The sequence below is a fragment of the Micromonospora sp. NPDC050417 genome, from assembly GCF_044458865.1.
GTDB lineage: Bacteria > Actinomycetota > Actinomycetes > Mycobacteriales > Micromonosporaceae > Micromonospora_G.
The window spans coordinates 138051-158090 of record NZ_JBITIH010000011.1 but is presented as its reverse complement, the minus strand read 5'-3'; the positions used below and the strand labels follow the sequence as shown (position 1 = coordinate 158090).

At 71.8% G+C, this 20040-nt stretch carries 13 protein-coding genes; 10 read left to right on the top strand and 3 right to left on the bottom strand.

Annotated features, from left to right (window positions below; all coding sequences use genetic code 11):
• Positions 1-38 precede the first annotated feature (38 nt).
• The 7 genes from ACIBF5_RS16565 to gatB all read left to right on the top strand — a co-directional run bounded on the left by ACIBF5_RS16565 (position 39) and on the right by gatB (position 10313).
• A complete protein-coding gene (locus ACIBF5_RS16565) occupies positions 39-1043 on the top strand; it encodes a methionine synthase (protein WP_396812364.1) in 1005 nt (334 codons plus the stop codon).
• Between the two features lie 98 nt (positions 1044-1141).
• Positions 1142-2158: an ADP-ribosylglycohydrolase family protein gene (locus ACIBF5_RS16560; protein WP_396812362.1), complete on the top strand. Its 1017-nt coding sequence runs from the start codon at positions 1142-1144 to the stop codon at positions 2156-2158.
• A 104-nt stretch (positions 2159-2262) separates the two neighbouring features.
• Positions 2263-4404, top strand: coding sequence for an NAD-dependent DNA ligase LigA (gene ligA / locus ACIBF5_RS16555; RefSeq protein WP_396812360.1), 2142 nt, complete (start codon positions 2263-2265; stop codon positions 4402-4404).
• 176 nt (positions 4405-4580) lie between these two features.
• Positions 4581-6920, top strand: coding sequence for a putative bifunctional diguanylate cyclase/phosphodiesterase (locus tag ACIBF5_RS16550; RefSeq protein ID WP_396812358.1), 2340 nt, complete (start codon positions 4581-4583; stop codon positions 6918-6920).
• Positions 6921-6988: 68 nt separating this feature from the next.
• Positions 6989-7288, top strand: a complete 300-nt coding sequence (gene gatC / locus ACIBF5_RS16545; protein WP_121158865.1) for an Asp-tRNA(Asn)/Glu-tRNA(Gln) amidotransferase subunit GatC — start codon at positions 6989-6991, stop codon at positions 7286-7288.
• Positions 7289-7293: 5 nt separating this feature from the next.
• Positions 7294-8769: an Asp-tRNA(Asn)/Glu-tRNA(Gln) amidotransferase subunit GatA gene (gene gatA / locus ACIBF5_RS16540; protein WP_396812355.1), complete on the top strand. Its 1476-nt coding sequence runs from the start codon at positions 7294-7296 to the stop codon at positions 8767-8769.
• A 50-nt stretch (positions 8770-8819) separates the two neighbouring features.
• Positions 8820-10313 (top strand): Asp-tRNA(Asn)/Glu-tRNA(Gln) amidotransferase subunit GatB, encoded by a 1494-nt coding sequence (gene gatB, locus ACIBF5_RS16535; RefSeq protein WP_396812353.1) that lies wholly within the window; start codon positions 8820-8822, stop codon positions 10311-10313.
• Between the two features lie 328 nt (positions 10314-10641).
• Here gatB and ACIBF5_RS16530 read toward each other — a convergent pair whose 3' ends face one another.
• On the bottom strand, positions 10642-12363 hold the full coding sequence (locus tag ACIBF5_RS16530; protein WP_396812352.1) for a metallophosphoesterase: 1722 nt from the start codon (positions 12361-12363) through the stop codon (positions 10642-10644).
• Positions 12364-12470: 107 nt separating this feature from the next.
• On the bottom strand, positions 12471-13658 hold the full coding sequence (locus ACIBF5_RS16525) for a PQQ-dependent sugar dehydrogenase (protein ID WP_396812350.1): 1188 nt from the start codon (positions 13656-13658) through the stop codon (positions 12471-12473).
• 235 nt (positions 13659-13893) lie between these two features.
• Between ACIBF5_RS16525 and ACIBF5_RS16520 the strand changes: the two genes are divergently transcribed.
• A complete protein-coding gene (locus tag ACIBF5_RS16520; protein WP_396812348.1) occupies positions 13894-15510 on the top strand; it encodes a hypothetical protein in 1617 nt (538 codons plus the stop codon).
• 28 nt (positions 15511-15538) lie between these two features.
• Complete coding sequence (locus ACIBF5_RS16515) at positions 15539-16465, top strand: 2-hydroxyacid dehydrogenase (RefSeq protein WP_396812345.1); 927 nt, start codon at positions 15539-15541, stop codon at positions 16463-16465.
• A gap of 17 nt (positions 16466-16482) precedes the next feature.
• On the opposite strand, the gene ACIBF5_RS16510 is transcribed toward ACIBF5_RS16515, so the two are convergent.
• A complete protein-coding gene (locus ACIBF5_RS16510; RefSeq protein ID WP_396812343.1) occupies positions 16483-16875 on the bottom strand; it encodes a PH domain-containing protein in 393 nt (130 codons plus the stop codon).
• A gap of 229 nt (positions 16876-17104) precedes the next feature.
• Here ACIBF5_RS16510 and ACIBF5_RS16505 point away from each other — a divergent pair, with 229 nt between their 5' ends.
• Positions 17105-19777 carry a putative bifunctional diguanylate cyclase/phosphodiesterase gene (locus ACIBF5_RS16505; RefSeq protein WP_396812342.1) on the top strand — a complete coding sequence of 891 codons (2673 nt, stop codon included), beginning with the start codon at positions 17105-17107 and terminating at the stop codon, positions 19775-19777.
• Positions 19778-20040: the final 263 nt, after the last annotated feature.

The following is a 20040-nucleotide window of genomic DNA, read 5'->3' as shown; positions in this document are numbered from 1 at the left end:
ACGGCCGGCGTCGCCGCCGGTGCACTAGCCTTCGGCCTGTGAGCGATCAGTCATGGCCCTGGCCCGCCGGCGCGGCCACCGGTATCGGTTCGTTGCCCGGCACGGACATCGCGGAGGCGCAGCGGATCGTCCTCGGCGAGCTGCCCGCACTGCCGCACCTGCCGGAACTGCCCGCCCGGGGACCCGGAGCCGACCTGATCGGGCGCACCGCCGGCTTCCTGGTCGACCTGCCGGTCGAGCTGTACACCGGTCGGTGGCGGGTGGCCGCCCGGCCGGGAAAGGACCTGCGCCGGGCGAACGACCTGATGGAACGCGACCTGGACCAGCTCACCGAACAGGCCGACGGGTTCACCGGGCCGGTCAAGGTCCAGGCGGCCGGGCCGCTGACCATGGCGGCCGGGGTCGACAAGGCCATCGGCGGCCGGCTGCTCCGCGACCCCGGAGCGGTCCGCGACCTCACCGACTCGCTCGCCGAAGGGCTGCGCGGCCACGTCGCCGACGTACGTCGCCGGCTGCCCGGAGCGAACGTACTGCTGCAACTCGACGAGCCGTCGCTGCCGGCGGTGCTCGCTGGGCACATACCCACGGAGAGCGGCTTCGGGGCGTACCGGCGGGTCGAGACGGCCACCGCGCGGGATCTGCTCCGGGCCGTGGTGGACGTGGTCGGCGCACCGGTGCTGGTGCACTGCTGCGCGCCGGACGTACCGCTGGAGTTGTTCCGTACCGCCGGTGCGACCGGGGTCGCGTTCGACCTCGACCTGATCACGCAGCTCGACCCGCTCGGCGAGGCGATCGAGGCCGGTCTCGGCATGTTGGTCGGCGCGATCCCGGCCACGCCGTCCGCGACGGGTCGCGGACCCTCGGGGGAGACCGCCGCCGACCGGGTACGTCAGCTCTGGGACCGCCTCGGCTTCCCCCGGCCCCGGCTGGCCCGGCAGGTAGTGGTCACCCCCGCCTGTGGCCTGGCCGGGGCGACCCCCGAGTACGCCCGCGCCGCCCTCACCGCCGCCCGTGAAGCCGGCCAGCGGCTCTACGAGGTCTGACCGACGCTGGTTTCCGCCCCCCGGGTCCGCGGTTGTCCGGTGGAACCGGGGTGGACCTGCCACCCGTCGGCGTTGCCCCCACCGGTCATGATCGTCGGATGGGTGTGACGGAAGCAGCAGCACCGCCGCTCGCCGCAACGGGTTCGTTGTTCGGGTTGGCGTACGGCGACGCGCTGGGAAAACCGACCGAGTTCATGACGGTCCCGGAAATCGAGGCGCGCTACGGGCCTGCTGGTCCGCGTGACCTCGTCGGCGACCCGGCACAGGTCACCGACGACACGCAGATGGCGCTCGCCGTCGGCTGGGCGTTGTACGACGCCACCGCCGCCACCCCGAAGGTCCTGGAGCCGCTGCTGCGTGCCCGGTTCCTGGACTGGGCGCACAGCCCGGAGAACAACCGGGCCCCCGGCATGACCTGCCTGCGGGCCTGCGGCGAGCTGGCCAGGGGCGGGCCGTGGCAGGCGGCGACCGTGGTCGGCTCGAAGGGCTGCGGTGCCAACATGCGGGTCACCCCGGTCGGACTGGTGCCCGGGTACGACCTGGAGACACTTGCCGGAGTCGCCCAGCTTCAGGCCGGGCTCACCCACGGGCACCCGACCGCGCTCGCGGCGAGTGAATTGACCGCGTACGCGGTTCGGGTCCTGCGCGACGGCGCCGACCTGGGCGACCTGCCCGAGGCGCTGCGGCGCCGGGCGATCAGCCAACGCGGCGTCTACCGGCACGACTGGCTGGGTGACCTGTGGCGGCGCTCGGGCGTCGGTGATCCGGAGAGTTTCATCGCCCGGGGCTGGGACGAGTGCCTGGCCGTGCTCGACCGGCTCGACGCCGCGCTGTCCGGGCCGGACGACGGTGGCGACCCGTGTCGGGCCACCGGTGAGGGCTGGATCGCCGAGGAGGCACTCGCCACCGCGCTGCTCTGCGTGCTGCGGCACCCGGACGACCCGGTGTCCGCCCTGGCCCGGGCCGCCACCACCGCCGGTGACTCGGACTCGATCGCCGCCCTGGCCGGTGCCTTCCTGGGGGCCGCCGGTGGGGTGGAGATCTTCCCTACGGAGTGGGTCGACCGGATCGAGTACGCCGACCAACTTGCCGCGCTCGGCGCCGCCTGGGACTGACCAGACGAATACGGGGCCGTCGGCCGGACCTTCGGCGCCCCGGCCGCCCGCTGTCGGTCCGGACCGATACGGTGCGGGGGTAACGCGAGCACGGAGGTCAACTGGTGTCAGAGGAAGCGATCCCGCAGCAGGTCAGCGCCGCTCAGGAGGCGGCGGCCGGCGCTGAGCCGAGCGCGGCCGACCGGGAGCGGCACGCCGCGCTGGCCACCGAGATCGGTGAACACCAGTACCGCTACTACGTGCTCGACACGCCGAGCATCCCGGATGCCGACTTCGACCGGATGCTGCGTGAGCTGGAGGGGCTGGAGGAGCGGTTTCCGTCGCTGCGTACCCCCGAGTCGCCCACCCAGCGGGTCGGCGGCACCTTCTCCACCCAGTTCACCCCGGTCACCCATGCCGAGCGGATGATGTCGCTCGACAACGCCTTCGACCCGGACGAGTTGGCTGCCTGGGCCGAGCGGGTGGAACGGGACGCCGGGGGCGCGGTCAGTTACCTCTGCGAGTTGAAGGTCGACGGGTTGGCGATCAACCTGACGTACGAGAACGGTCGGCTGGTCCGGGCCGCGACCAGGGGCGACGGCCGCACCGGCGAGGACGTTACCCCGAACGTACGGACCATTCGGGGCGTCCCGGAGCGGCTGGCCGACGGGGCGGACATCCCGGAACTGCTGGAGGTCCGGGGTGAGATCTACTTCCCGGTCGCGGCCTTCGCCGACGTTAACGCGGCCCAGGTCGAGCAGGGGCGACCGCCCTTCGCCAACCCGCGCAACGCGGCTGCGGGCAGCCTGCGCCAGAAGGATCCGAAGATCACCGCCTCGCGCCCGCTGCGGATGGTGGTGCACGGCATCGGCGCCCGGCGTGGGTTCGAACCGGTGGCCCAGTCGGAGTCGTACGCGGCGCTGCGCGCCTGGGGACTGCCGACCAGCGACCGGTGGCGGGTGGTGCCGGACCTGGCCGGGGTGCGCGCGTACATCGACTACTACAACGAGCACCGGCACGACGTCGAGCACGAGATCGACGGCGTGGTGGTGAAGGTCGACCCGGTCGCCCTCCAGGGCCGGCTCGGCTCCACCAGTCGGGCGCCACGCTGGGCGATCGCCTTCAAATACCCGCCCGAGGAGGTCACCACCAAGCTGCTCGACATCGAGGTCAACGTCGGGCGTACCGGTCGGGTGACCCCGTTCGCGGTGCTGGAGCCGGTGCGGGTGGCCGGTTCCACGGTCGCGCTCGCGACCCTGCACAACGCCCGTGAGGTGGTTCGCAAGGGGGTGCTGATCGGCGACACGGTGGTGGTACGCAAGGCCGGTGACGTCATTCCGGAGGTGCTCGGACCGGTGGTCGACCTGCGTCCGGCCGACGCCCGCCCGTTCGAGATGCCGACCCACTGCCCGTCCTGCGGCACCCCCTTGGCGCCGGCCAAGGAGGGCGACGTCGACATCCGTTGTCCCAACGCCCGGTCCTGCCCGTCCCAGTTGCGGGAGCGGGTCTTCCACCTGGCCGGCCGGGGCGCGTTCGACATCGAGGTGCTGGGGGAGAAGGCCGCCGCCGCCCTGCTCGACGCGGGTGTGATCGTGGACGAGGGTGACCTTTTCTCGCTGGACGCGGAGCGGCTCGCCCGGGTGCCGCTCTTCGTGAACAAGGACGGCACCCTCGGCGGCAACGCGACCAAGCTGCTGGAGAACCTGACCGAGGCGCGGCAGCGCCCGCTCTGGCGGGTGCTGGTGGCGCTCTCGATCCGGCACGTCGGTCCGACCGCCGCGCAGGCGCTGGCCCGCCACTTCGGGTCGGTATCCCGGATCGAGGTGGCGACCGAGGAGGAACTCTCCTCGGTGGACGGCGTCGGCCCGACCATCGCCACCAGCCTGCGCGAGTGGTTCACCGTGGACTGGCATCGGGAGGTCGTCCGCAAGTGGACCGAGGCCGGCGTACGGATGGCGGAGGAGCAGGCCGAACAGGGACCCCGGCCACTGGAGGGGATCACGGTGGTGGTCACCGGCACGCTTTCCACCTATTCTCGGGACCGGGCCGCCGAGGCGGTGCAGGCGCGTGGTGGCAAGGTCAGTGGATCCGTTTCGAAGAAGACGCACTTCGTGGTGGTGGGCGACAACCCGGGCAGCAAGGCGGAGAAGGCGATGTCGCTGAAAGTGCCGATCCTCGACGAGGCCGGATTCGAGACACTGCTGACGGAAGGGCCCGAGGCGGCGGCGGAAGCGGCGGCCCGTACGGCGGATAATAACGAAGAGTGAGCACCTGATTAGCTCTGAGTTATAGTCATCCCCTGGCGAGATGCCGCGTATTTCAAGTTAGTCACGACTACAACCGATTCGCGTCTGTCGCCCCCCACATCCGTGCACCGAGGGCGTTTGATGTGTGCACAGCGCGGCAGATGGCCGCGCCCCGGGACCACGGGTCGGGAGGTTGTATGGAGGCCGCAGCGTTGCGGAACTCCGTTCCTCCTGGACGGGCAACCGCGTTCTTCGGATTTGTCTGGGCGGTCGTCGCGTTGGCCGTCGGGCTCTCCGTCGTACCGCTGACCAGGTTGCCCGACCAGATTCCCCAATTGCCGCCGGCATTCTGGGTCATGGCCGCGCTCGCCGCCGTCAGCGACGCGCGCCCCTTCACACCGCCCGGACGCCGCCAGAGTTCGGCGGTGTTCCCCTCCATCTGCTTCACCTTCGCCATCCTGCTCGGCTGGGGGCTCGCCCCCGCGATCGCCGTACAGGCGGTCGCGGTGCTGATCTCCGGCTTCCGGATGCGCCACGCCGTCTGGCGGACGGTCTTCAACATCGCCCAGTACGCCTGCGCCCTCGCCGCCGCCCACGCCGTCGCCCGACTCGGCCCCGAAGCCGCCTTCGGCTCCCGACCACATCCGAACTGGACCGACGTCGCCATCGTCGCCGGTGCGGCAGCCGCGTGGTTCGCGGTCAAGTACGGCTCCGTCACACTCGCCGTACGGTTGCGCTTCGCCAGCCCGTGGTGGCCGGCGTTCCAACACGGACTCGGTTTCGAACTCCTCTCCACCGGCTCGTTGCTGCTGCTCAGCCCCGTGGTGGTGACCGCAGCCCGGGTCAGCCCGGCGCTGATTCCGCTGGTCCTGGTGCCGCTCTACGCCGTCTACCGGATGGCCCGGATCTCCACCGAACAGGAACAGCTCGCCCGCCTCGACCCGCTCACCGGTCTGGCCAACCGCAAGGCCCTGCTCGCCGAGGTCGCCGACCAGGTTGCCATCCACGCGGAACTGGCGGCCAAGGGGACACACGGCCGGCACCTGGCCCTGCTCCTGCTCGACCTCGACCGGTTCAAGAATGTCAACGACGCTCTCGGCCACGCGGTCGGAGACCGCCTGCTGGTGCGGGTCGGCGAGCGGCTCACCGCCACCGTCCGCCCCGAAGACCTGGTGGCCCGGCTCGGCGGCGACGAGTTCGCCGTCCTCGCGATCGGGCTGCGCGACGCCGCCGAGGCCCGCGCCCTCGCCGAACGGGTGGTCGAAGCGCTCGCCGAACCGGTCGCCCTCGACGGGCTGCCGCTCGACGTCAGTGGCTCCGTCGGCATCGCGTTCTACCCCGACCACGGAGCGGACTTCGCCACCCTGATGCGCCACGCCGAGGTGGCGATGTACGACGCCAAGCACCGGGGAGACACGGTCGCCCTCTACGCCCCCGAGTCTGACCACAACTCGCCCGAGCGGCTGAACCTCCTCGCCGACCTGCGCCGGGTCCTCGACCGGGGTGGTGCCGGTGGCGCCGATGTCGGCGAGATCACCATGTACTACCAGCCCCAGATCGCGATCGCCACCGGCGAGGTCGTCGGGGTGGAGGCGCTGCTGCGCTGGCGACACCCGAAACGGGGAATGGTCGACCCGGAGGAGCTGATCCGGGTGGCCGAGCAGAGCGCGGTGATGCGCCTGCTCACCCGACGGGTGATCGACGACGTGGTGGAACAGCTCGCGAAGTGGACGGCAGCCGGCATCGGCCTCCGGGCAGCGGTCAACGTCAGCGTCCGTGACCTGCACACCGGCGAGATCGCCGACCAACTCGCCGACCGGCTCACCCGGTACGGCGTACCGCCGTCCCGGATTCAGTTGGAGATCACCGAGGGTGCGTTGATGGCCGACCCGCACCGGGTGCTTGCCACCATCGCCCGGCTCGACAAGATCGGTGTCGCGATCGCCCTGGACGACTTCGGCACCGGCTACTCCTCCATGCAACACCTGCGCCGGCTGCCGCTGGCCGAGGTGAAGGTCGACCGCTCCTTCGTACTCGGGATGGCGGTCGACGCCGACGACGCCGCCATCGTCCGGTCGGTGATCGAACTGGCCGGCGCGCTCGGCCTGCGGGTGGTCGCCGAGGGGGTCGAGGACGAGCGGACCTGGCGACTGCTGCACGCGGCCGGCTGCGACGTCGCCCAGGGCTGGTTCTACGCCCGGCCGATGCCGGCCGAGGAACTCTCCGCCTGGCTGGCCCGTTACCGCCCCCTGGTCCCCGGCCCGGTGCAGGACACCACCGGCCGGCACCGTTCCCGGGCCCCGCTGGCGGCCGAGGGCGGGCAACTGCCGGCGCCGGCGGCGTGCGACGCCGCACCGACGGCACCGGACGGGCCGTACCCGGCCGAGGAGAACCTGCCGTACGCCGTCGAGCCGTTCGAGGACGACGGCTCGTTCCTGCCGGAGCCGGGCAGTGGTGAGCCCTCGGAGGCCGGCTCCGCGGTCGAACTCAGCGGAGCGGGGGGAGTCGGAGACGCCGCGTCTTCGGCTGACAAATAGACTCGCTCGGGTCACGGCGCGCGTGTCACGCTGCGCCGGTAACACGCCTAGGCACGAAGGGGGCACCGATGGCCGCCATCTCCCGCGAGGAGGTCGCGCACCTGGCGCGGCTGTCGCGGCTCGCCGTCACCGAGGAGGAGCTGGAGACCTTCGCCGGCCAGCTCGACGTGATCCTCCAGTCGGTGGCCCGGGTCGGTGAGGTGACCGCCGCCGACATCCCGCCCACCTCGCACTCCGTGCCGCTGACCAACGTGCTCCGCGAGGACGTCGTGGTGCCCTGCCTGACCCCGGCCGAGGCACTCTCCGGTGCACCGGACGTTGAGGAACAACGCTTCCGCGTACCGCGGATCCTGGACGAGGAGGCCTGACCGGCATGAGTGACGTGACCAGGATGACCGCGACGGAGGTCGCGGCCCTTGTCGCCGGTGGCGAGGCGTCCGCGGTCGAGGTGACCCAGGCGCACCTCGACCGGATCGCGGCGGTCGACGACCGGGTGCACGCGTTCCTGCACGTCGACACCGAGGGGGCGCTCGCCGCCGCCCGCGACGTCGACGCCCGCCGGGCCGCCGGTGAGCCGCTCGGCCCGCTCGCCGGGGTGCCGGTCGCGGTCAAGGACGTGCTCACCACCAAGGGTGTGCCGACCACCGCCGGCTCGAAGATCCTCGAAAACTGGCGCCCGCCGTACGACTCGACCATCGTGTCGCGGTTGCGCGCCGCCGGCACGGTGCCGATCGGCAAGACCAACATGGACGAGTTCGCGATGGGCTCCTCCACCGAATACTCCGCGTACGGTCCGACCAGCAACCCGTGGGACCTGACCCGGATCCCCGGCGGCTCCGGTGGTGGCAGTGCCGCCGCGATCGCCGCGTACGAGGCACCGCTCGCCATCGGCTCCGACACCGGCGGCTCGATCCGCCAGCCCGGCGCGGTCACCGGCACCGTCGGGGCGAAGCCGACCTACGGCGGCACCTCCCGCTACGGGCTGATCGCCTTCTCCTCGTCGCTGGACACCCCCGGACCCTGCGCCCGTACGGTCGAGGACGCGGCGCTGCTGCACGCGGTCATCGGCGGACACGACCCGCGCGACTCCACCTCCATCCCGCAGCCGGTGCCGGACGTCGTCGCCGCTGCCCGGCTCGGTGCCACCGGCGACCTGACCGGGGTGCGGCTCGGCATCGTCACCGAGTTCTCCGGCGAGGGCGCCGAGCCCGGTGTGCTGGCCGCGTTCCGCGACTCGGTCGAGACCCTGACCAAGCTCGGTGCCGAGGTCGTCGAGGTCTCCTGCCCGAACTTCCAGTACGCGCTTCCGGCGTACTACCTGATCGCGCCGAGCGAGTGCTCCTCCAACCTGGCCCGCTTCGACGGGGTCCGGTTCGGGCTGCGGGTCGGCGACGACGGTGTGAAGTCGCTCGAAGAGGTCATGTCGCTCACCCGCGACCAGGGCTTCGGCCCCGAGGTGAAGCGTCGGATCATGCTCGGCACCTACGCCCTCTCGTCCGGCTACTACGACGCCTACTACGGGCAGGCGCAGAAGGTCCGGACCCTGATCACCCGCGACTTCACCGCCGCGTTCGAGCAGGTCGACGTGCTGATCTCGCCGACCACCCCGTTCGTGGCGTTCCCCTTCGGGTCGCGCACCGGGGACCCGTACCAGATGTACCTCGCCGACCTCTTCACGATCCCGACCAACCTCTACGGCGGGCCGGCGATCTCGGTGCCCTGCGGGCTCTCCGAGGGGCTGCCGGTGGGTCTGCAGATCATGGCGCCGACCATGGCCGACGACCGGATGTACCGGGTCGCCGCCGCGCTGGAGTCGGCGGTCGGCACCTTCACCCCGCCGGCACTCTGAGTACGCTTGACCATGTTTTGCCCGGATACCGCTCGAGAGCTGGAGTATTGATGAGCGCGATCGTCCTGCCGTCGTACGACGATGTTGTCGAGCGGTACGAGCCGGTGATCGGCCTGGAGACCCACGTCGAGCTGGGCACGAACACCAAGATGTTCTGCGGTTGCCCGACCGACTTCGGTGGCGAGCCGAACACCCGGACCTGCCCGGTCTGCCTCGGCCTGCCGGGATCGCTCCCGGTCGCCAACAAGGCCGCGATCGAGGCGACCATCCGGATCGGCCTCGCGCTCAACTGCACCATCGCCGACTGGTGCCGGTTCGCCCGGAAGAACTACTTCTACCCGGACATGCCGAAGAACTTCCAGATCAGCCAGTACGACGAGCCGCTCTGCACCGACGGCTACCTCGACGTCGAGGTCCAGGGCAAGACGGTCCGGATCGGCATCGAGCGGGTGCACATGGAGGAGGACACCGGTAAGTCGCTGCACGTCGGCGGTGCCACCGGTCGCATCCACGGCGCCACCGAGTCACTGGTCGACTACAACCGGGCCGGCATCCCGCTGGTCGAGATCGTGACCAAGCCTATCCCCGGCATCGGCGCGCTCGCCCCGGAAACCGCCCGCGCGTACGTCACCGAACTGCGCGACGTACTCCGCTCCCTCGGCGTGTCGGACGTACGGATGGAGGAGGGGTCGCTGCGCTGCGACGTCAACACCTCGCTCAACCGTCCCGGCGAGGAGTGGGGCACCCGTACCGAGACCAAGAACGTCAACTCGTTGCGTTCGGTCGAGCGGGCGGTCCGCTCCGAGATGCTGCGCCAGGCGGCCCTGCTCGACGCCGGCACGAAGATCATCCAGGAGACCCGGCACTTCCAGGAGGACACCGGCGACACCCGGCCCGGACGCTCCAAGGAAACCGCCACCGACTACCGCTACTTCCCCGAGCCGGACCTGGTGCCGATCGCGCCGGACCCGGCCTGGGTCGCCGAGCTGAAGGCCGCCCTGCCCGAGCTGCCCCGGATCCACCGGCAGCGGCTCCAGGAACAGTGGGGCCTCTCCGACCTCGACATGCAGTCCGTACTCAACGCGGGCGCGGTCGAGCTGATCGAGCAGACCGTTGCCGCGGGCACCACCCCGGCCGGCGCCCGGAAGTGGTGGCTCGGCGAACTCTCCCGCCGCGCCAACGAGTCCGGTGTCGACCTGGCCCAGGCCGGCGCCACCCCCGCCCAGGTCGCCGAACTCCAGCGCCTCGTCGACGAGGGCAAGCTCAACGACAAGCTCGCCCGTACCGTGCTGGAAGGCGTGGTCGCCGGTGAAGGCGACCCGGCCGAGATCATGGCCGCCCGCGGACTCGGCGTCGTCTCCGACACCGGTGCGCTCACCGCAGCCGTGGACGAGGCGATCGCCGCCAACCCCGACATCGCCGCCAAGGTCCGCGAGGGCAAGCTCGCCGCCGCCGGTGCCCTGGTCGGCGCCGTCATGAAGACCACCCGGGGCCAGGCCGACGCGAAGACCGTCCGCGAACTCATCCTGGAGCGACTGAGCTAGTGCTGGTTGGCGCCGGCTTCGCCGGCGCGGCTCGCTCCGCTTCGCGCCGCCCCATGCGGCGTCTTCGCCTGCGGGCGACGAAGGCTTCGCCTCGTCGTCCTCGGCTCCAGACGCCGCGGCGGCGCTCGGTCGACTCGCGGTGCTGGTTGGCGCCGAGGAGTGGTAATTCACGAGAAGGGGTGGCTGCCCCGCTGACGGCAGCCACCCCTTTCCCGTACCCCCGCGCCCCACACCTCCGCGCCGCCCGCCCCACACCCTCGCCGATCTAGGGCAAGTAGTCGTTTGTTGATCTCTGGCGAGAGCGACTTGCCCTGATCGACGGTGGAGGTTAGCGGGTGGGAGTGGGGGGTGGGAGTGGGGTCGGGGGGATGACCGGGGGGCGGGTGCCGGGGAGGGAGGGGCCCGGGATGGTGGCGCCGGGGGTCGGGGTGGCGCTGGTGGTGGGGGTCGGCTGCGGCGGCTGCACCAGGTGGCGTTCCAGACTGACCTGAGCCTGACCCGTACCGCCGACCTGGATGTCGTCGTACGCCTGGAGCATCCGCTGCTGGTCGAAGTAGAGCACCGAGAGGGCCAGGGGGAGCGGCTTTTCGCCCTCCAGCCCGCGTAGTCCGGCACCTCCGGTCGAGCCCTGCACCAGCATCAGGGTCGGGGGCTGACCGGCCAGTGGGGGGAGCGGGTCGATCTCGCGGTGGTGTACGTGACCGGCGAGCACGAGCGGGCAGGCGCCGTTGAGTGCCTGCCCGGACGCGGGGTCGTGGACGAGTGCGATGTCGACCGGCGGCTTGGCCGCTCGTACGGTGTTGGCCAGCTTCTCGCCGGCGCCGGTGACCTGCGCCATCACCTGCGGGGTACCCCCGGAGCCGTTGGGTGAGGTCTCCTTGTCGGGGGTGAACCGGGGGTCGCCGATCCCGGCGATGGTCAGCCCGGCCACGGTTGCGACGGTGTTGTCCAAGACGATCGCGTTCGGTTGCCGGGCCACGGCAGCGGCGGTGGCGGCGGAGTCGTGGTTGCCACGGATGAAGACGTACGGCACCTTGAGCACGCCGATCGAGCCGAGGAAGGACGCCTCCGGCTCGCTGCCCCAGTCGGTGATGTCCCCGGTGTCGATCACCACGTCGATGTCGAACTGCTCGACCACGGTACGGATCACCTGCCACCCGGTCGGGTTCAGGTGGATGTCGGAGACGTGCAGTACCCGGGTGGTGCCCTGCGCGGGTTCGAAGACGGGTAGGGCGGAGACGGTGGTGTAGAGCTTGCTGACGTTGCCGACCAGCCGTTGCACCTGGTCGGCGTACTTGCCGTAGTCGGAGGCGATGCGCCGGGCGTCGCCGACCACCGCCGGCGCGTTGACCAGCAGCCCTTCGTAGCGGGGTTCCTCGACCGCCTCCGGTCGCAGGCTCAACGCGGCGATGCCGAGACTGCCGCCGGAGATCAGCAGCGCCAGCCCACCCGCCCAGGCGACCCGCCGGGTGTTGCGGAACACCAGGATGGCGAGGATCAGCGCGCCGAGTACGGCCACGGCGACCGTACGCAGCCCGACCCGGACCACTCCGCTGGTCACGTCGGAGACGGCGGTCTGGCTGGCGCGGGCGATGCCGGCCGGGTCGTCGATGAGTTGTTCGGTCCGGCGCAGGTCCAGGGAGCCGAGCTGGATGGAGAGGTGCGCTGGTCCGGCGTGGCTGTCGATCTGCAGCGAGCCCAGTGGCGGGATGTCGACGCTGGTGCCACCACTGACCGTCGGGGTGATCGCCATTTCGGCGCGGAAGGGCCCGATGTCGACGTGCATCCGGCCGGCGATCAGCACACCGCCGACCACGCCCGCGAGGGCGACCAGGACGATGCTCAGGGCGAGCCCGGTGCGGCGGACCACGACGGAGGTCAGCGCGCGTCGGCAGCCGTGGAGGACCGGTCGTGGTGCCCGGCCGATGAGACGCAGCACCGACGCTGCCCCGGTGCGGGCGGTTCGCCACCCCGGGCCCGGCGCACGTCGGGCCGCCGGAACCTGTCCGGTGCCGGCTGCCTGCTCCTCGTCGTTTCCGTGCCTGTCCATGTGCAAATCATGACCTGCCCGGCAAGAGATCTCGGGAAACCTGGTCAGGCTGACCGGTTCGCACCTGGTTTGGGGGCGCTACGACGGTCCGGGGCGGCGTGGCGTCGTCAGCTTCGTCCGGCGCCGCCGCCGGAGAAGACCAGGCGGAGGAGACGGTCGTCGTCGGTGGCGGGTCTGCCGCGCCCGTCGTGATTGGAGGTGGAGATCCAGAGTGAGCCGTCGGGCGCGGCGACGGCGGTGCGGAGCCGGCCGTACTCGCCGTTGAGGATGGCCCGTGGTTGGCCGAGGACGCCACCGGCGGCGGTCAGTTCGAGCAGCCAGATCCGCTGACCGCGTAGACAGGCCGCCGCGAGCAGGTTCTCCACCACGGCGACCCCGGAGCAGGAGGCGTCCCCGGTGCCCCAGACCGCCAGCGGTTTGCTGAACTTCGGGTCGGTCTCGGCGTCGCCCTGTCCCTCGACGACGGGCCAGCCGTAGTTCTTGCCGGGCTCGATGAGGTTGATCTCGTCCCAGGTGTTCTGGCCGAACTCGCTGGCGTAGAGCCGCTTGTTCGCGTCCCAGGCGATGCCCTGCACGTTGCGGTGTCCCAGGGACCAGACCAGGGAGTCGGGGAACGGGTTGCCGGCGGCGGGTTTGCCCTCCGGTGTCATCCGGAGGATCTTGCCGCCGAGGCTTTTCGGGTCCTGGGAGAGGCCACGAACGGATGCGTCGCCGGTGGTGGCGTAGAGGAAACCGTCCGGGCCGAAGGCGAGTCGGCCGCCGTTGTGGATGCCGGAGAGCGGGATGCCGGTCACGATCGGTGTGGGTTCGGCGCCGAGGACCAGCTTGGCGATCCGGTTGTCCTCGCGGGTCGAGTAGTAGACGAAGACGGTCTTGTCCTTGTCGTAACCGGGTGAGACGGCGATCCCGAGCAGTCCGCCCTCACCCGCCGCGTCCACCTCGTCGAGGGTCGCCAGAGTGGTGACCTTCAGTCCGTCCGGGCCGGATTCCGGCCCGACCTTGAGGATCTTCGCGGTGTCCCGTTCGGTCACCAGTGCGCCGCCGTCGGGCAGGAACGAGATTCCCCACGGCACCCGCAGGCCGGTGGCGAGCACGGTCGTCGCCACCTGTTGGTCAATGCCGCCGGCCCGTGGGGTGGCGGTCAGCGAGGGGGTGGGGAAGCGCGGCGGCTCGCCGGCCGGGTCCGGCTCCGGCTCGCCGAAGGCACATCCGCTGGTCGCGAGGATGGCCGCCGCACAGAGCGCGACCGCCGCGCGGGTCCGGGCGCGGCGCGGGTACGAGGGGCGAACGCTCACCCGGCCCAGCCTAGCCGGATCGCCGGCACAACCTTTGCCACGCTCGATCACCGGGGCACTCTCCTTCGGGGATCCGGCTTCCTGCCTGGGGATCCGGGCGGTCCGTTCGAGTCGTGAACGTGGGCGCCGGTTCCCCCTGTCGGGCGTTGTCCCGGCGGCGGCTTGGCGAGTCGGTTCATGCAGCGGGTGAGTCATACCGGGCAGTTGCGGATATACCCGTGCGACACTGCCGGCCATGGCGACCGAAGCGGCGACACGACCCGCCCGGCCGGTGGTGGCCGAGGACCGGCGGCTCCCAGTACGGGTCGCGGTGGCGTTCGGCCTGCTCGGTCTGGTCTACCGGTTGGTGCTGCTGCTGGTCGAGGTGCCGCCGACGAACAGCGACGAGGCGACGAGTGGCCTGGTGGCGATGCACCTGGCGCAGGGCCGTCACTTCCCGCTCTTCTTCTACGGCCAGTACTACATGGGGGCGTTGGAGTCGTACCTGGCGACACCGTTGTTCGTCCTCCTCGGTCCCTCCACGCTCGTCCTACGGTTGCCGAACCTGCTGCTCTACGCCGCGTTCCTGGCCCTCGTCTGGCAGCTCGCCCGGCGGCTCTACAGCCCGTGGCTGGCCACCGCCACGGTGGGCCTGCTGGCGCTCGGCTCCGACCGGGTCCTGAAGAACCAGCTCATCGCCGCCGGGGGCTACCCGGAGATGAACCCGGCCGGCGCGCTGCTGGTGCTGCTCGCGGTGAACCTCGGCGTCGGGTTCCGGCCAGGGCGGCGTCGGCTGGCCGCGTACGCGGTGTTCGGGCTGGTCGCGGGCCTGACCCTGTGGGACGACTGGCTGGTGCTGCCGTACGTCGGCGCCGCCGGCCTGCTGCTGCTCCTGGTGAACTGGCGGGAGCTGCGTGGTCGGGCGGGACTGGTGCTCGGCGGTGGTCTGCTGGTCGGGCTGGTGCCGATCGTGGCGCACAACCTGACCGCCGCGCCGGAACACCGGTCGCTGGCCGTGTACGCCACCCTGGGCGGTGACGATGTCGCCTCCTGGGCCGACCGCCTCTACGGCGGGGTCCTGTTCGGCCTGCCGATGGGGACCGGGTTCTGCGCGCCGGGCCGGTGCGCCTCGTGGCAGCTCTGGTGGGGCGTCGCCTATCCGGTGCTGCTGGTGGTCGCGGGGGTGCTCGCGGTCCGGGCGGTACGGGCCGCGACCGGCGCCGAGCGGGTACGCCAGGGTGGCCGGCTGGTGCTGCTCGCCGGTGCCGGACTGAGCCTGGTCGCGTACGCCGTCAGCAGTGCCGCCGGTGCGACCCCGGTGGAGAGTTCCCGTTACCTCTCCTGCCTGTTGATCTCGACCCCGGCACTGCTCTGGCCGCTCTGGTCGGCGGCGACCGCCGGGCCCCGCCCCGGTGTGCGCGGGGACGCGCCGGTCCGCTGGGCGGCGTCGGGGCTGCTCGCCGCGGTGGTGTCGACGATGGGACTGGCGAGTGTGGCTCTGGTCGCCGCGGTGCCGAAGCTGAGCCAGGAGGCGGACCGGCGACGGGAGCTGGTGGCAACGCTTCACCGCCTCGGCGTCGACCGGTTCTACAGCGAGTACTGGACCTGCAACAACATCACCTTCATGACACGGGAGCGACTGGTCTGCGCGGTGATCGGGGACGACCTGCGCGCCGGTTGGGACCGCTACGAGCCGTACCGGGAGTTGGTCGGGCGGGCCGGGAGTCCGGCGTACGTCCTGCCGGCCGGCTCGCCGTCGAGCGCCGCGGTCGCCGACCACCTGGCCGCGACCGGGGTTGTCGTCCGCACCACGAGCGTCGTCGGCTACGACGTCTACCAGCCGGCCGGCCGGGTCGACCTGCCGCTGCGCTGACGGTGCGCGGCGGCTAGGGTCGGCGCCTGTGAAGGCATGGATCCCGCACGAGCACGGCCGGTCGATGCTCGGCGACATTCCCGACGGGGTGACGGTGCAGTGCGCGCCCGGTCCGGACCAGTTGCCGTCCGAGCCGGCCGGGGTGCGGTTCTGGGTGCCGCCGTTCCTCGCCCCGGCCGAGGTGGTGGGGCTCGCGGCCGAGCTGCCGGACCTGCGGGTGGTGCAGTTGCTCACCGCCGGGGCGGAGGTCTGGGCCGATCGGCTGCCGGACGGGGTGCTGCTCTGCGACGCGCGGGGAGTGCACGACTCGCCGACGGCCGAGTGGGTCGTCGCGGCGATCCTCGCCCAGTTGCGGGCCTTCCCACTCTTCGCCCGGGTGCAGCCCCGCCACGAGTGGGCGTACGCGGAGGCGACGCCGACCGACGAACTCTTCGGCAAGCGGGTGCTGATCGTCGGTGCCGGGTCGGTCGGGGCGGCGCTGGTGGCCCGCCTGCTGCCGTTCGAGGTCGAGCTGACCCTGGTCGCCCGGACCGCGCGGCCCGCCGAGGGCGTACACGGGGTGGCGGAGCTGCCGGGCCTGCTGCCCTCGGCTGACATCGTCGTCCTGCTGGTGCCGCTCACCGACCTGACCCGGGGGTTGGTCGACGCGCGGTTCCTCGCCGCCATGCGCGACGGAGCGCTGCTGGTCAACGCGGCCCGGGGCCCGGTCGCTGACACCGACGCGCTGGTGGCCGAGCTGACGACGGGCCGGTTGGTCGCGGCGCTGGACGTGACCGATCCGGAGCCGTTGCCCGCCGGCCATCCGCTCTGGGACCTGCCGAACGTGCTGATCACCCCGCACGTGGGCGGTTCGGTACGGGGGCTGTTGCCGCGCGCCTACCGGCTCGCCGGTGAGCAGTTGCGCCGCCTGGTGGCGGGCGAGCCGTTGATCAACGAAGTGGTCGACGGCTACTGAGCCGACAGGACCCGCCACTAGGCGGAGGGCGCCTGGTCCTCGGTGCCGAGGATGTGCTGACCACTCGCCGCGACCAGCCGGGGCAGGCTGGCGGCGGGCACTGCGGGGAGCAGGACGCTCCGGTCTCCGGTGAGCGCGGCGACCACCCGGCGGCGGTCGTCGACGCCGAGTTCGACCACCTCGTGCCAGGGGATGAGACGCTGCCCGAACAGTGCCCGGATCTTCATCCCGGCGCGGTCCGCGTCGGTCCCGGCCCGCCAGGCCCAGATCCCGACCAGCAGTGGGACGAGCAGTACCGGGGTGAAATACCAGGCCGCGCTGGCCAGCGGCAGGGCGCCGATGAACGCGATTGCGGCGGCCACCCAGATCGCCTGGCTGTATCGGAAATGAACCGAGTCGGTGCTGCTCACCTCCCTAGTTTCGCACCCGACCCTGATCTCCGTACGGGTGGGCGGCGGCAGGCCCCGACGACCGACGACCGTACGGGTAGTCGGGGCATTACAAAAAGTGAGAGCGGTTACGCGAATATCGCTACCGGGGCGTAACCCCACCCCGCCTCGATCGTTGACGGTTGATAGGTGTGCCTCCACCGTCTGCCGGGCGCACCCGCGCTACCCGCCCCACCGCACCAGCTGTCCCATGCCCCCTGCAGAAGGCGACATCGCCGTGTCCGTGGCGCTTCCCCTGCGCGCCGGAAGTCACCGGCGCACCACACAGGTGCCGGAAATCGTCGCCGGTTCGGTGGCGTCGGTCACCCTGATCGGCGGCTCGACCGGTCTCCTCTCCACCTACCTCGCCCTGGCTGTCGCCGTGGCCGTCGTCTCCGTGCTCGCCGCCACCCGGCTGATCCGGCTGGCGCTCGTCATCCACGTCGCCCGACGCAGCTTCGGCCCCTGCCGGGGCGTCGGCTTCCTCGGCGCCGGTGTGGTGGCGAGCGGGTCCACCGTGCTCGCCCTGGCGCTGGTGTCGGCCACCGTCCGCCCGTTTCTGCTCCTCCTCGGGCTCCTCGTGGCCCTCCCGCTCTACCTGTTCGGTGTGCTGCTGCTGCCGGGTGCCGCGAGCACCGTGCCGATGCGGTTGCGGCGTGGCTTCGACGGGCTGAGCCTCGGGGTCAGCCTCGCCTTCGTCGGTTGGCTGATGCCGCCCGCGGGTGGGATGCCGCCGGTCGCCCTCGCGGTGGCGCTGCTCGCCGCCGGCGGCCTGTCGATCATCGCGGTCACCGCGTTGCGCTCCGTCGGCTACCGCCGCGCGGCGGGGCTCTGTGGCGCGGGCTCCGGCGCCTCGGTGCTCGGGCTCGCCGTGCTCGGCGTCCTGCTCGCCTACGACGCGCCCGGCTGGGCGCCGCTGGGCGCGGCCGTCCCCCTGGTCGTCGGGCCGATTCTTGCCGCCGCCGGCACCCGGTACGCCAACCCGGGCGCACAACCGCCGCCGCCAGGCGAGCCGGAGACGCACCTCTCGGCGTACCCGTTGCTCACCGTGCCGGCCGTGGTCGCCACCCTGGCGGCCGTCTACCACCTGGTGGTGGTCGGCGAGTTCGACCACACCTCGATCGTGCTCGGGCTCGCGGTGATCCCGACGCTGGTGGTCCGCGAGGTCTTCGCGGTGCTCGACATCCGCTCGTACGCCCGACGGCTGGTCAGCCAGGAGGCGCATTTCCGTGCCCTGGTCACCGGCGCCAACGACCTCACCCTGGTGGTCGGTGCCGACCTGCTGGTCCGGTGGCAGTCGCCGGCCGCCGCGCGGCTCTTCGGTCTGGCCGACGCCGACGTGGTGGGGCGGGCGTTCGCCGACCTGATGCACCCGGACGACGCCGCCTCGGTGACCGAACTGCTCACCGGAGTGCTCACCGGACCGGCCTCGGCCACCGGACGGTCGCCGCTGGTCACCGCGCGGTTGCGCGACGGGCACGGGATGTGGCGGGACACCGAGTCGACGGTGAGTGACCAGCGTGGTGTGCCGGAGGTGGACGCGCTGGTGGTGCACGTACGCGACGTGGGTGAACGCCGGAAGCTGGAGCACCAGGTGCACCGGCTCTCCTTCACCGACCAGCTCACCGGGTTGGCGAACCGGCGCGACCTGATGCGCGCCATCGTCACCCAGCGTTCGCTGGCCGGGCACACCGGCTCGCTGCTCGTGGTCGACCTGCACGGCATGTCGTCGATCAACGAGAGCCGGGGACGCGAGGTCGGCGACGCGGTGCTGGTCGAGGTCGGCCGCCGGCTGCGTACCGGCGCCGGCGGCGACGACGTGGTCGCCCGGCTGGGCGGCGACGAGTTCGCCGTGGTCACCGTCGACGGCCCGATGCTCGCGTACGCGCTCGGCATCCGGCTGATCGGCGCGCTGACCGAGCCGTACCAGTTGCCCGGGGCGATCGTGAGCCTGCAGGCCAGCATCGGTCTGGCCGAACTCTGCGGCGGCAGCGACGTGGACGACGTGTTGCGGCGGGCCGAGATGGCGCGGCGCCGGGCCCAGCAGCTTGGACGTAACCGGATCGAGTGGTACGACAGCGACCTGGAGGAGCAACTCGTCCGCCGGATGGACCTGGAACGGGAGCTGCCCGGTGCCGCCGTGCGGGGCGAGTTCGACCTGGTCTACCAACCTGTGCTGGGCCTGCACGACAAGCGCCCGGTGGGTACGGAGGCGCTGGTCCGCTGGCGCAGCCCGTCGCTCGGTACGGTGCTTCCGGCCGAGTTGGTGCCGGTTGCCGAGGATCTCGGGTTGATCGACGAGTTGGGCCAGTGGGTGCTGCACAAGGCGTGCCGGCAGCTCGCCGAGTGGTCCCGGGGCGGACGCGATCTGTGGATGTCGGTCAACGTCTCGGTGACCGAGCTGACCGGCTCGGAGTTCGTCGGACGGGTGGCCGCGGCGCTCACCATCCACCAGGTCGAGCCGGACCGGCTGTTGATCGAGATCTCCGAACCGAGCGGGGAGGTGGACATCATGGGGGTGGTCGGGCAGCTCGGCAGGTTGCGGTCGCTGGGGGTGCGTACGGCGTTGGACGACTTCGGTCTGGGGCCGGCGTCCCTGGCCCACCTGCGGCGGATGCCGGTCGACATCCTCAAGATCAATCGTTCGCTGGTCTCCGACCCGAGCGGCTGGCAGGGACAGGGCAAGCCGGTGATCGACGTGGTGGTGAGCCTGGGCCGGCGGCTCGGCATGGAGATCGTCGCCGAAGGACTGGAGTCCGCCGATCAGGTGGAGCAGGCCCGGTTGGCCGGCTGCCGGTTCGGTCAGGGCTTCGTGCTCGCCCGGCCCGCCACCGCAGAGCGGGTCGAGGCGTACCTGGAGGAGTTTCCCTCGCCGTCCAGATGAGACTCAACCGATGCGGTGGGCGGCGTGCTCCTCCCGCCACCGGGGCCGGCGGTGCTGTCAGGTGAGGCGCCGCGGCAGACCGGACCACGGACGCTTCGGCACCGCCGTGAGGTTGTCGCGGCATCGCGCAGGGCGCGTTGGACGAGTTCCACCGGGTGCTGGCGCGGGTTATGGGGGGGGGGGGGGGGGGGGGGCAACACCGAGCCACCGGGCGCCACGGCGGCCCCCCCCCCCGGCGCCCGCGGGGCCCGCCCCGCGAGCGC

What these genes read in the sequence shown, in the direction of transcription:
- ACIBF5_RS16560 (WP_396812362.1), top strand. Translation starts at nt 1,142, where the DNA reads ATGGGTGTGACGGAAGCAGCAGCACCGCCGCTCGCCGCAACGGGTTCG.
- ACIBF5_RS16550 (WP_396812358.1), top strand. Translation starts at nt 4,581, where the DNA reads ATGGAGGCCGCAGCGTTGCGGAACTCCGTTCCTCCTGGACGGGCAACC.
- gatC (WP_121158865.1), top strand. Translation starts at nt 6,989, where the DNA reads ATGGCCGCCATCTCCCGCGAGGAGGTCGCGCACCTGGCGCGGCTGTCG.
- gatA (WP_396812355.1), top strand. Translation starts at nt 7,294, where the DNA reads ATGAGTGACGTGACCAGGATGACCGCGACGGAGGTCGCGGCCCTTGTC.
- gatB (WP_396812353.1), top strand. Translation starts at nt 8,820, where the DNA reads ATGAGCGCGATCGTCCTGCCGTCGTACGACGATGTTGTCGAGCGGTAC.
- ACIBF5_RS16530 (WP_396812352.1), bottom strand. Translation starts at nt 12,363, where the DNA reads ATGGACAGGCACGGAAACGACGAGGAGCAGGCAGCCGGCACCGGACAG.
- ACIBF5_RS16520 (WP_396812348.1), top strand. Translation starts at nt 13,894, where the DNA reads ATGGCGACCGAAGCGGCGACACGACCCGCCCGGCCGGTGGTGGCCGAG.
- ACIBF5_RS16505 (WP_396812342.1), top strand. Translation starts at nt 17,105, where the DNA reads ATGCCCCCTGCAGAAGGCGACATCGCCGTGTCCGTGGCGCTTCCCCTG.